At 71.7% G+C, this 11,366-nt stretch carries 13 protein-coding genes and 1 tRNA gene; 8 read left to right on the forward strand and 6 right to left on the reverse strand.

Features of this window, described 5'->3' with window-relative positions; all coding sequences use genetic code 11:
* Window positions 1-584: PASTA domain-containing protein (locus E1165_RS30540; protein ID WP_132394178.1), on the forward strand; the 584-nt coding region annotated here is incomplete at its 5' end.
* Window positions 585-588: 4 nt separating this feature from the next.
* On the opposite strand, the gene E1165_RS24960 is transcribed toward E1165_RS30540, so the two are convergent.
* Both E1165_RS24960 and E1165_RS24965 read right to left on the reverse strand, forming a co-directional pair.
* Window positions 589-1,140 carry a hypothetical protein gene (locus E1165_RS24960; protein ID WP_132394189.1) on the reverse strand — a complete coding sequence of 184 codons (552 nt, stop codon included), beginning with the start codon at window positions 1,138-1,140 and terminating at the stop codon, window positions 589-591.
* A gap of 108 nt (window positions 1,141-1,248) precedes the next feature.
* Window positions 1,249-1,533, reverse strand: a complete 285-nt coding sequence (locus tag E1165_RS24965; protein ID WP_132394179.1) for a hypothetical protein — start codon at window positions 1,531-1,533, stop codon at window positions 1,249-1,251.
* 622 nt (window positions 1,534-2,155) lie between these two features.
* Between E1165_RS24965 and E1165_RS24970 the strand changes: the two genes are divergently transcribed.
* The 3 genes from E1165_RS24970 (at window position 2,156) to E1165_RS24980 (ending at window position 3,777) form a co-directional block, all read left to right on the forward strand.
* On the forward strand, window positions 2,156-3,037 hold the full coding sequence (locus E1165_RS24970) for a helix-turn-helix transcriptional regulator (RefSeq protein ID WP_132394180.1): 882 nt from the start codon (window positions 2,156-2,158) through the stop codon (window positions 3,035-3,037).
* The gene (locus E1165_RS24975; protein WP_132394181.1) at window positions 3,007-3,228 is read left to right on the forward strand and encodes a DUF397 domain-containing protein; all 222 of its coding nucleotides are present in this window, start codon (window positions 3,007-3,009) and stop codon (window positions 3,226-3,228) included. Before E1165_RS24970 ends, E1165_RS24975 begins: the two co-directional genes overlap by 31 nt.
* Before the next feature lie 144 nt (window positions 3,229-3,372).
* The gene (locus tag E1165_RS24980) at window positions 3,373-3,777 is read left to right on the forward strand and encodes a hypothetical protein (RefSeq protein ID WP_132394182.1); all 405 of its coding nucleotides are present in this window, start codon (window positions 3,373-3,375) and stop codon (window positions 3,775-3,777) included.
* On the opposite strand, the gene E1165_RS24985 is transcribed toward E1165_RS24980, so the two are convergent.
* Window positions 3,745-4,362, reverse strand: coding sequence for a hypothetical protein (locus tag E1165_RS24985; protein ID WP_132394183.1), 618 nt, complete (start codon window positions 4,360-4,362; stop codon window positions 3,745-3,747). The genes E1165_RS24980 and E1165_RS24985 overlap by 33 nt on opposite strands.
* A gap of 217 nt (window positions 4,363-4,579) precedes the next feature.
* On the opposite strand from E1165_RS24985, the gene E1165_RS30545 reads away from it, so the two are divergent.
* Window positions 4,580-6,442 carry a S8 family serine peptidase gene (locus tag E1165_RS30545; protein WP_132394184.1) on the forward strand — a complete coding sequence of 621 codons (1,863 nt, stop codon included), beginning with the start codon at window positions 4,580-4,582 and terminating at the stop codon, window positions 6,440-6,442.
* 64 nt (window positions 6,443-6,506) lie between these two features.
* On the opposite strand, the gene E1165_RS24995 is transcribed toward E1165_RS30545, so the two are convergent.
* The 3 genes from E1165_RS24995 to E1165_RS25005 all read right to left on the reverse strand — a co-directional run bounded on the left by E1165_RS24995 (window position 6,507) and on the right by E1165_RS25005 (window position 8,595).
* The gene (locus tag E1165_RS24995; RefSeq protein ID WP_132394185.1) at window positions 6,507-7,313 is read right to left on the reverse strand and encodes a WecB/TagA/CpsF family glycosyltransferase; all 807 of its coding nucleotides are present in this window, start codon (window positions 7,311-7,313) and stop codon (window positions 6,507-6,509) included.
* Window positions 7,310-8,383, reverse strand: a complete 1,074-nt coding sequence (locus E1165_RS25000; RefSeq protein WP_132394186.1) for an NAD-dependent epimerase/dehydratase family protein — start codon at window positions 8,381-8,383, stop codon at window positions 7,310-7,312. Before E1165_RS25000 ends, E1165_RS24995 begins: the two co-directional genes overlap by 4 nt.
* Window positions 8,384-8,509: 126 nt before the next feature.
* Window positions 8,510-8,595: transfer RNA gene (locus tag E1165_RS25005), tRNA-Leu, on the reverse strand.
* Between the two features lie 224 nt (window positions 8,596-8,819).
* On the opposite strand from E1165_RS25005, the gene E1165_RS25010 reads away from it, so the two are divergent.
* From E1165_RS25010 to E1165_RS25020, 3 genes are all read left to right on the forward strand, one after another.
* Window positions 8,820-9,611 carry a DUF3662 and FHA domain-containing protein gene (locus E1165_RS25010; RefSeq protein WP_132394187.1) on the forward strand — a complete coding sequence of 264 codons (792 nt, stop codon included), beginning with the start codon at window positions 8,820-8,822 and terminating at the stop codon, window positions 9,609-9,611.
* 6 nt (window positions 9,612-9,617) lie between these two features.
* A complete protein-coding gene (locus E1165_RS25015; protein WP_091293936.1) occupies window positions 9,618-10,103 on the forward strand; it encodes an FHA domain-containing protein in 486 nt (161 codons plus the stop codon).
* A partial coding sequence (locus tag E1165_RS25020) for a PP2C family serine/threonine-protein phosphatase (RefSeq protein ID WP_132394188.1) occupies window positions 10,100-11,366 on the forward strand: 1,267 nt, incomplete at its 3' end. The genes E1165_RS25015 and E1165_RS25020, both read left to right, overlap by 4 nt.

An 11,366-nucleotide genomic window follows, 5' to 3' on the forward strand; every position in this document is an offset into this window, starting at 1 on the left:
CACCGGAACCGCCCCCGGCCGTCTGGTCGGGCCGGGCCGGGGTGCCGCCGCCTCGGCCGTCCGACTATGCCGAACCGATGTGGTACGGCGAGGAGCAGGGCGGAACCCGTTGGTGGACGCCGATCCTGCTGGGGATCCTGGCCCTGCTCCTGCTCGGCGCGCTGGGTGCCGGCATCTGGCTGGCGCTGCGCGCGACCGACGAGCGGGACGACGCGCCGGCCCCGCCCCCGGCGCCGACCAGAGCGCCGGTGACCACGGCCGCGCCGACCAGCGCCGCGCCGACCAGCGCGCCGGCCAGCACGCCGCCGGCCACCGACGCTGTCCAGGTGCCGATGCCACCCCTGGTCGGGCTGCCCAGGGCGACGGCGGAGCGGATCCTGGACCGGCTCGACCTGCCGTACCGGGTGGAGACCCGGGAGTCGGCCGACCGGGTGCCGGGCACGGTGATCGAAACCGACCCGGAGGCCGGAGCGCTGGTATCCCCCGGCGAGGAGGTGACGCTGGTGGTCGCCGCCGCTACGTCGCCGTCTCCGTCGAGTGGCGAACCGGAGGAGCCGACCGCCGGGGCCACCGCCACCCCCTGACCGGTCACCACCGTCGGCGTCTGCTGCCCACCAGGCCCAGGCCGGCCAGCGAGACCGTCAAGCCGAGCAACCCGGCCCAGAACAGCGACCGACTGAGGGTCTGCCGCCGGTCTACGTCCGACCGTCCTGCCGGGGCGTCGGCGAGCGCCGCCTCGCCCGCGCCGCCGCCCGGCTCGATGCCGCCGGTCGGGGCGGTGCCGCTGCTCGGGGCGGTGCCGGGCATCGGACCGTCGGCGACGACCGGCCCGGCGTCGGCGGGAACGTCGTCCGCCGGCCCGGCGTCGGGCCCGGGGCCGACGTGGGCGGGGGCGTCGTCGGGAAGACCGCCCTCGGGGGCGGCCCAGTCGTCCGGGTCGCCGAGGCCCCCGCCGTCGGGCGGGGCCTCGACGACGGTGATCTCGGGAGCCGGCACCGGCTCGGCCAGCCGGGTCGCCGACTCGGCCGGGTACCGCACCAGCACGACGAGCGTGAGGGCGGCACCGACCATCGCCATCAGACCGAAGGTGTGACTCTTACGGGACCTGTGGTTCCGCCGCGCGGCGGGCATCTCGAGCATGGCCATCCCAGGTTCAGGGTCCGGGACGCGCGGGGTGGTGACTGTCGCCGGGGTGGGCGTACCGAGTCTATGGCGACGGCACGCCTTCCGGCGGGATAACGGCGGAGCTCAGCCCACCGCAACGGGTGCGCGGTTGAGTGGCCGCCGGGGCCGTACGGTGTGCGGCCGTGGCACGGGCGCCGCCTGGAGGGTGCGGAGGCCCGCCTGCTGGACGAAGATCGACCGCCGGTTGACCGCGTCCCCCGCCGCGTTCAACTCGTAGCCGTCGAGCCAGAGCCAACCGTCGTAGGTCGGCCAGTCGAGTACCCGGATGACCCGGAACATGATGGGCCGGATGAACTGGACACTCGCCGCGCGAGTCACGTGCAGTACGTCACCAGAGCGGGGAAGCACATGGGCTCCTGGGGAGGAATGGCCGGCATGGCGCCGACCGGATTCGATCGGGGGGAGTGATGCGGGCCCGTCACCGGGTGGTGCCCCGTGGGCCGGTGGAAACGCTGGTGCTGGTCGGGCCGTACCCGCTGGTGGCGGACCGCCACCCGACCATCACCCGGTTGCTCCCGGGTACCGCTCCCGCCGCCGCAGCCGTCGGGCGTACAGCGGCGGGGTCTTCACCCCGGGGCAGGTCTCGTCGCGGTCGGCCTGGGACGCCCGCCCGCCCTTCCGCCGGTGGGTTCACCACGGCGGGAGATCGTCCGGAGACGGTCAGTGACCCGAGCCATACGGACAGATTGCATCAGCGTCGTGCGACATGCAAGTTGCACGTCGACTTTTGCCGATACGTGAGTACGACACGTGAACAAGGCGCTTGATGACGCCGACCCCGGAGCGGCACACTGGACGCCGGTTTCGCCCGACGCGGCCGGTCGACGACCGGCACCACCCCCTGCCGCGAACGATCGCCCGCCATCCGGTCGCGCCCTCGGCGGGTGTCGACGCAGGCGCGAGCGACCGGAGGTAACCGGGTGAGCGCGAGGAACGAGCGGCGCCGTCCCGCGGTCCGCGGAGCGGCGCGGTGAGCGAGCGGCGCAGCCCCACGATCCGGCGTCGGCGGCTGGGGGCGGAACTGCGCCGGCAGCGGGAGGCCGCCGGGATCACCATCGAGGCCGTCGCCGAACAGCTCGAGTGCTCCGCCTCGAAGATCTCCCGGATCGAGACCGGCCACACCTCCGCCACGCCCCGGGACGTCCGGGACATGTTGCGGATCTACGGCGTGGTCGGCGCGGAGAGCGACGAGCTGGTGCAGATCGCGCGGGAGGCCCGGCAGAAGGGTTGGTGGCACCCGTACAGCACGGTGCTGGTCGGGGCGTACGTCGGGCTGGAGGCGGCGGCCAGCTCGATAAGGGCGTACGAGCAGCAGGTGGTACCGGGCCTGCTGGAGACCGAGGAGTACGCCAGCGCGATGATCCGGGCGGCCCGCCCGGACTTCACCACAGACCAGGTGCAACAACGGGTGCGTGTCCGTCTGGGGCGTCAGTCGTTGTTGACCCAGGACGATCCGGTCGATCTGTGGGTGGTGCTCGATGAGGCGGTGCTGAGTCGGCCGGTGGGCGGCGACGAGGTGATGCGTGGCCAGCTCAGACGGCTGGTGGAGGTGGCCGAACTGCCGAACGTGACCATGCAGGTCCTGCCCTTCGAGGTGGGGGCGCACGCCGGCATGGACGGCACATTCACCATTCTCAGCTTCCCTGAACCGGGTGATCCGGATGTCGTGTACGCGGAGAACGCCACAGGTGGGCTCTTTCTGGAGAAGACCGACGAACTGCAGAAGTACAGCTTCATCTTCGATCACATTCGAGCAGCGGCCATCCGCCCGGAGGAATCCATAGCTCACATCGCAAAACTGGCAGAGGAGCCGCTGTGGAAATGGCGACCAAGGAGTACCCCGTGGACCTGACGCAGGCGACGTGGTTCAAGAGCTCGAAGAGCGGGCCGAACTGCGACAACTGCGTCGAGGTGGCGTACGTGACGGGGGCGGTCGGGGTTCGGGACTCGAAGGACAAGACGGGCCCGGCCCTGGTCTTCGCTCCGGGCGACTGGCACGCCTTCGTCGCCGGCGCGCGGAGCGGCGCGTTCATCTCACACTGACCAACGCAGCGTGGCGTTGAGGGCGGGCCGGCCGGGATCTCCCGGCCGGCCCGTCGCCACATCCGTCCCGTCTCGTTGAACCCCTCGGTACGGCGCTGGTCGACCGCACCAGGGATCGGCAACCAAGCGAGGCAGGCGAGACGGATGACGACGATCGGTTCAGACAACCTCACCAACGGCCCCGGGAAGACCGAGCGGTTCGGCGGCAAGTACCGGGGCGCGCGCCGGGACACCGTGCTGACCGAGGTCGTGTCCACCGACGCCGAGATCGGCGGGCGGGATTCCGGCTCCTCCGCGCCGGAACAGGTCGGGCCGCTGTCGTTGCCCTCCCTCGACCCGAACCCGCTCACCGAGCCGTCGTTCCCGCCGACCGGTTGGCCGATCGGTGCCAGCGACTCGCTGGTCGATCACCCACTGTTGCGCGGCCTGCTGTTGGAGTTGCCGCCCAAGGGCAGCGTGCCGCCGCCGGGCTGGCTGGACCGCTGGTTCGAGGCGACCCGCGCGATCCTCGAACTGCTATACGTGCAGGGCTCCGGCCGGTCGCGCTGACACCGGCGTCCGGGTGGGCGTCAGGGCCGGTGGTAGCGCCCGCTCGGCGAGCCGGCTGTGCCGGAGCGCGTGGCGCACCCCGATCGCGATGACCACGATCCCGCCGACCGTGATGGCCGGGCCGGTCATGCCGGGGCCGGCGGCGAGGTCGACCCCGACGGTCGACAGCACCGGCGGCACCGTGGCCAGGGCTGTCATCTGCACCGGCAGGGCGATCAGCGGGTGCGCCGCGGTGGCCCGCAGGCCGTACGGCGCGGGGGTGCCCGGGGCGGTGGCGAGGGCCGCCGCGCCGGAGCGGAGCCGACGGGCGCGGCGTACCGCGCAGGCAGCGACGACGATTCCGGGAACGACCGCCAGTGTCAGCCCCGCCGCCGCCCGGTCGACAGGCGTGTCGCCGGTGCTGGCCAGGTCCGTGAGCAGCACCGCCGCTGTCAGGCCGAGGCCGGTCAGGGTCAGGGTGAGCAGCCACCCGGTCCGCCGGCGCAGCGTCCGGGCGCGGTCCAGCCGGGGAAGTCCGTCCACCACGATCCCGGCGGCCAGCCACACCACGGCGATCGGGACCAGGACGACGAGCTGACTCTCCATACCGGACAGCCTTGCCCTTTTTCGACGTCGGTGAATCCGGGGCGGTCCCCGGTCGCACCCCCAACGTGTCCCGTAGGGGGTACATCCCTCGGGTGGTATGGGCAAACCGGCATGTGTGCGTCCGCGCTTCCACCCGCCACCCTCAAGGGATCGGAATCCATTGATCAGCCTGACCATGACGGGCGACGGTGGGTGGTTGGTCGAAGGAGGTAGAGGGATGGCTCTTGCACACAGGTCCGTACTCGTCGGGGTGGCCGCCCTTGCGGTGGTCGCGACCGGCACGCCGGCGGCGGCGGCCGAGCCCGTAGGGGTGGTCCGCGCCGCGGGCGGCCCCACCGCCGTGGCGGACAGCTACATCGTCGTCCTCAAGGACAGCGCCGTCGCCCGCACCCGGGTCGGCGACACCGCACAGCGACTGGTCGGCCGGCACGGCGGCAGCGTCGCCCGCACCTACGCGGCCGCGCTGCGCGGCTTCGAGGTACGGGTGGACGCGCGGGCCGCCGCCCGCATCGCCGCCGACCCCAGCGTGGCGTACGTCGAGCAGAACCACACCGTCTCGATCTCCGGTACGCAGACCAACCCGCCATCCTGGGGCCTGGACCGGATCGACCAACGGAACCTGCCGCTGGACCGCTCCTACACGTACCCGAACACGGCGAGCAACGTGCACGCCTACATCATCGACACCGGTATCCGGTTCAGCCACAGCGACTTCGGCGGGCGGGCCGTCTCCGGCTACGACGCGGTCGACGGCGGCTCCGCCGACGACTGCAACGGCCACGGCACGCACGTCGCCGGCACGGTCGGCGGTTCGGCGTACGGGGTGGCGAAGGGCGTCCGGCTGGTCGGCGTCCGGGTGCTGAACTGCCAGGGCAGCGGCACGAACGCCGGGGTCATCGGCGGGGTCGACTGGGTCACCCAGAACGCGGTCAAGCCGGCCGTGGCGAACATGAGCCTCGGCGGCGGCGCCAACAGCACCCTCGACACCGCCGTGCGGAACTCCATCAACTCCGGCGTCACCTACGGCCTGGCGGCGGGTAACGACACCGGCGCGAACGCCTGCAACACCTCGCCCGCCCGGACCGCCGAGGGCATCACCGTCGGCTCGACGACCAACAGCGACGCCCGGTCGTCGTTCTCCAACATCGGCACCTGCCTGGACATCTTCGCTCCCGGCTCGTCGATCACCTCGGCATGGCACACCAACGACACCGCGACCAACACCATCAGCGGCACGTCGATGGCGACCCCGCACGTGGTCGGCGCCGCCGCCCTGGTGGCCTCGGCCAACCCCACCTGGACCCCGCAGCAGGTCCGGGACAGCCTGGTGAACAACGCCACCCCCAACGTGGTCGGCAACCCCGGCACCGGCTCGCCGAACCGGCTGCTGTACGTGGTGAACGACGGCACGCCGCCGCCCACCAACGACTTCTCCGTCCAGGTGTCGCCGACGTCCGGCTCGACCGCGCCGGGCGGCTCGGTCACCGCGACCGTGGCGACCGCCACCACCAACGGTGCCGCCCAGTCGGTGAGCCTGTCGGCCAGCGGGTTGCCCGCCGGGACGACCGCCTCGTTCAGCCCGGCGACGGTTACCTCCGGCGGCTCGTCGACGCTCACCATCGCCACCTCGGCGAGCACGCCGGCCGGCACGTACGCGGTGACCGTCACGGGCACCGCCGCCTCCGGCACGAAAACCGCGACGTACTCGCTGACCGTCACCGGCACCAGCACCGGCTGCTCGGGTACCAACGGCACCGACGTGGCGGTCCCGGACGCCGGATCGGCGGTCTCCAGCTCGATCGTGATCGCCGGCTGCGGGCGCAACGCGTCGGCGACCTCCACGGTCGCGGTGGACATCGTCCACACCTACCGCGGTGACCTGGTCATCGACCTGATCGCCCCGGACGGCTCGGCGTACCGGCTGAAGAACAGCAGCATCTTCGACGGCGCTGCCAACGTCAACACCACCTACACCGTCAACCTGTCCGGCAAGGCGGCGGACGGCACCTGGCGGCTCCAGGTGCGGGACGTCTACTCCGGTGACACCGGCCACATCAACACCTGGACGCTGACGCTCTGACGCCCAGGGTACGACGGGGCCCTTTCCGCCCACCGGCGGGAAGGGCCCCGGTGCGGGTACCGGATCAGACCGCGAAGGTCGACGGGCGCTCGGTGGCCGGGGCCGGCGGCCGGGCCTTCCACAGGCCGGTCTTCTGCGCGGCGAGCCGGGCCAGGTAGGCCGGGTTGAGGATGACGTACCGGCGCCAGAGCCGCTTCGGTTCCAGGCCCAGCCGCCAGAACCACTCCAGCCCGGCCCGCTGCATCCAGGCCGGCGGCTGCTTCAGCAGGCCGGCGTGATAGTCGAAGGCCGCGCCGACCGCCATCAGCGGCATGTCGAGCAGGGGGCGCATGGCGTACGTGAAGACCTCCTGGCGCGGGCAGCCGAGCCCGACCAGGACGAGCCGCGCGCCGCTGGCCCTGATCCGGTCGGCGATCTCGACGTCCTCACCCGGCTGGACCGTGCGGAACTTCGACGGCTCCACCCCGGCGATCTTGAGGCCGGGGAACTTCCGTTCCAGCGCGGGGATGAGCCGGGCCAGGGTCTCCTCGGTGGAGCCGTAGAGGTAGACCGGCAGGCCCTCCTCGGCGACGCGGCGCAGCACGTGCAGGGTGAGCAGCGGGCCGTAGACCCGGTCGGTGAGCCCGACGTGGTGCAGCAGGTTGAGCGCCCAGCGCACCGGCTGGCCGTCCGGGGTGACCACGTCGAAGGAGTTCAGCCGGGCGTTGTGCGCCGGGTCCAGCACCCCGGTCATCACGCCGTGCACGGCCAGCGCGGTCAGCGCCAGCGGCCGGCGCTCCCGGGCCGCCGCGACCACCTGTTCGGTCGCCGAGGCGTAGTCGGTGGCGTCGACCAGGACGCCGAGAACGTTGCGCTTACCCTGCCCGCTCATGCCTGCGGCACCCACTTGTCGACGTTGGCCTCGTGAATCTCCCGCATGATCATGGGTACGTCGTAGACCTGCTTCCAGTCCGGGTAGTCGGCCTGGAACGCCTCGTTCGAGCCGATCCACCACTTGTGGTCGCCGACCCGGTTCGCCTCGACGTACTCGGTGATCATCTCCTGGCCGGTGATCTGCTCGGCCAGGGTGATGGCCTCCCGCATGGAGGTGTTGGAGTGCCGGCCGCCGCCCAGGTTGTAGACCGCCGCCGAGCGGGGAGCGCGGAAGAACGCCTCGAAGGCCGAGACCACGTCCGAGCTGTGGATGGCGTCCCGGACCTGCTTTCCCTGCCAGCCGTAGATCTTGTACGTGCGGCGCTCCATGTTGGCGCGCATGACGTACCCGAGGAAGCCGTGCAACTCGGTGGCGGAGTGCGCCGGACCGGTCAGCGTGCCGCCCCGGAAACAGGCGGTGCGCATGTCGAAGTAGCGGCCGTACTCCTGGACCATCACGTCCGCGGCGACCTTCGAGGCGCCGAAGATCGAGTGCAGGCAGGAATCGATCGACATGTCCTCCCGGATGCCCTGCTCGTACGGGTGCCCCGGCTCGATCTCCCACCGGCTCTCCAGCTCCACGAAGGGCAGGCTGTTGGGGCGGTCGCCGTAGACCTTGTTGGTCGAGCAGTGGATCACCGGCGCCTCGACGCAGTGCTCCCGCACGTTCTGGAGGATGTTGAGGGTGCCGCCGGCGTTCACGTCGAAGTCGGTGAACGGATCGCGGACCGCCCAGTCGTGCGACGGCTGCGCGGCGGTGTGGATCACCACGGCGATGTCCCGGCGGTACCGGGCGAAGAGCTTCGCCAGCGCGTCCCGGTCGCGGATGTCGATGCTGTGGTGCGCGTACGCCGACCCCAGCTCGTCGGCCAGCCGGCGGACGTTCCACGCGGTCGACGCCTCGGCGCCGAAGAACTCCTGCCGCATGTCGTTGTCGATGCCGACCACGTCCAGGCCGAGACCGGCGAAGTGCCGGACCGCCTCGGAGCCGATCAGACCACCCGACCCGGTCACCAACGCGACACTCACACGCCACTCCTCAGTAGGAGGCTGGGAAACCACCGGAGCATAGCGTGACGTCCGGCACGCCCCGATACGTCCGCCCGGCTCCTGACATGCAGCGAGGGCCCCGCCATCGCGGAGCCCTCGTCGATCTGGTGGGGAAGGGGGGAGTTGAACCCCCACGCCCTTTCGGGCACACGGACCTGAACCGTGCGCGTCTGCCATTCCGCCACTTCCCCGTGGCTTCGACCTCGAACACTCTAGCCGTTGTGGATCCCACTGTCGTCAGCGGGGCCGGACGTCCGCGGTGCCCTCGGTCGCGCCCCGATCGGCTACCCTCCGTGGAGCGGTCACCGTTCGCGGCGGACGAAACAGTAGCACGCCCGAGGCGCTACCTGAGAACGGGCCACCACGAGGCCGCCGAGCGGCGCGCGAGCTGCACGCGCGCCGGACGGATACCATCATGTCCTCGGGACCCGAGGAGGAGCCGGTGAGCGTGCTGCAACGCTTCGAGAAGCGATTGGAAGGCCTGGTCGAAGGGGCCTTCGCCAAGGTCTTCAAAGGGGTGGTCCACCCCGTGGAGATCCTCAACGCCATGCAGCGGGAGGCCGAGGCGCACAAGGCCATCCTGGCTGGTGGGCGCACGTTGGTGCCGAACCGTTACGTGATCGATCTCTCGCCCTACGACCACAGCCGGCTGGCGCCGTACGCCGCCGCGCTGGCCCAGGAGCTGGCCCAGTCGCAGGCGGAGTTCATCGGCGAGCAGGCCTGGACGGTCTACGGCGACGTTATCGTCGAGATCGAGCGTGGTGAGGGGCTGGACACCGGTATGTTCCGGGTCACCGCCGAGGTCTACACCGGCGGCGAGGTCGCGCCGGTCTCGGCGCCCGGCGGCTACGACGCCGGCCCGCCGGCGTACCCGTCGTACGACCAGGGTGGCGGCTACGGCCCGCCGCCCGGGCACGGCGCCGGTCGCAACGTCCGCCTGGTCTCCGGTGACGGCCGCACCTACCCGCTCCAGATGGGCTCGACCGTGATCGGTCGTGGCGACCAGGCGAACCTGCGCCTGCCCGACGTCGGGATCTCCCGGCGACACGCCCGGCTGGACTTCGACGGCGGCCAGGTCGTGCTGACCGACCTCGGGTCGACCAACGGCACCATGGTCAACGGTCAGCGGGTCTCCGCGGTCGCCCTCAACCCCGGCGACATGATCCAGCTCGGGACCACCACCCTGACCTTCCGCGTGGACGGCTGATCCGCCTTGCCGGAGCTCGTGATCACCGTCGCCCGGTTCGGGTTCCTCATCCTGCTGTGGATCTTCGTGTTCACGGTGGTCGGCGTCATCCGCCGTGACCTCTTCGCAGGAGCCCGGTCGGGCCGGCTGGTGGCCGCGCCACGGGGGGTCGGCGCGTCGACCCAGCAGGCGGGGAAGCCGGCGAAGGTCAAGCGGGGCAGGGCCGCGCACCAGCTGGTCGTCACCGCCGGCCAGCTCGCCGGCACCCGGATCACCCTGGGCGAGGCGCAGATCACCATCGGCCGGGCCGAGGACTCCACCCTCGTGATCACCGACGACTACGCCTCCGCCCGGCACGCCCGGTTGGTGCCCCGCGACGGCCAGTGGTTCGTCGAGGACCTCGGCTCGACTAACGGCACGTACCTGGATCGCGCTAAGGTCACCGGACCAACCCCCGTCCCCCTCGGCGTGCCGATCCGAATCGGCCGCACTTCCCTCGAATTACGGCCATGACTCTGACCCTGCGCTACGCGGCCCACAGCGACCGCGGTCTGATCCGTGACGGAAACCAGGATTCCGTCTACGCCGGGCCGCGGCTTCTCGCCGTCGCCGACGGCATGGGCGGCATGGCCGCCGGTGACGTCGCCAGCAACATCGTCATCGGCGCCATGGCACCGCTCGACGAGGACGTCCCCGGGGACGCGCTCGTCGACGCGCTGCGTCAGGCCGTCGGCACCGCCAACCAGCAGCTCCGCGACACCGTGGACGCCAACCCGCAGCTGGAGGGGATGGGCACCACGCTCACCGCCACCCTCTTCTCGGGCAGCAAGCTCGGCATGGTCCACATCGGTGACTCCCGGGCCTACCTCCTGCGCAACGGCGAGTTCGCGCAGATCACCAAGGACGACACCTACGTCCAGATGCTCGTGGACGAGGGTCGGATCAGCGCGGAGGAGGCGAGCAGCCACCCCCAGCGTTCGCTGCTCACCCGCGCCCTCGACGGTCGGGACATCGACCCGGAATACAGCGTCCGCCAGGTGCTTCCCGGCGACCGCTACCTGATCTGCAGCGACGGCCTCTCCGGCGTGGTCAGCGCGGACACCATCGCCGACACCATGCGGGAGTACGCCGACCCGCAGCAGTGCGTCGAGCGCCTGGTGCAGCTCGCGCTCCGCGGCGGCGGGCCGGACAACATCACCGTGATCATCGCGGACGCCACCGACCAGGACATCGTCGAGGCCGCCCCGATCGTGGGCGGCGCCGCCTCCCGGGACCGAGGCATGGCCACCGCCGCCGACGTGTCCACCCCGGCGGCTCGCGCCTCCGCCCTCTCCGCGCCGCGCCCGCCCGCACCCGAGGACGACCCGGCCGCCAAGGACGACGAGCCGGACCGGCCGCGCCGCCGGCCGCTGCGCACCCTGGCGATGCTGCTGGCGCTGCTGGTCATCCTCGGCGGTGGCGTCTTCGCCGGCTGGAGCTACACCCAGCGGCAGTACTACGTCGGGGCGACCGACGAGGGGCAGCTCGCGGTATTCCGCGGGGTGCCCGGCCAGGTCGCCGGCCTCGACCTATCCCAGGTTCACTCGAAGAGCCCGGCCCGGCTGGACGACCTGACCCTCGCCGCGCAGGAACAGGTCAAGCAGGGCATCCAGGCCAAGAACGAGCCGGACGCGCAACGCCGGCTGGCCGAGCTGACCAGCGACGACCCGGCCAACCCCAACCTCAAGCCGGTCTGCCCGCCGAGCCCCAGCGTGGAGGTCACCGCCTCCCCGGTCA

The sequence above is a fragment of the Micromonospora sp. KC723 genome, from assembly GCF_004348595.1.
Classification (GTDB): domain Bacteria; phylum Actinomycetota; class Actinomycetes; order Mycobacteriales; family Micromonosporaceae; genus Micromonospora.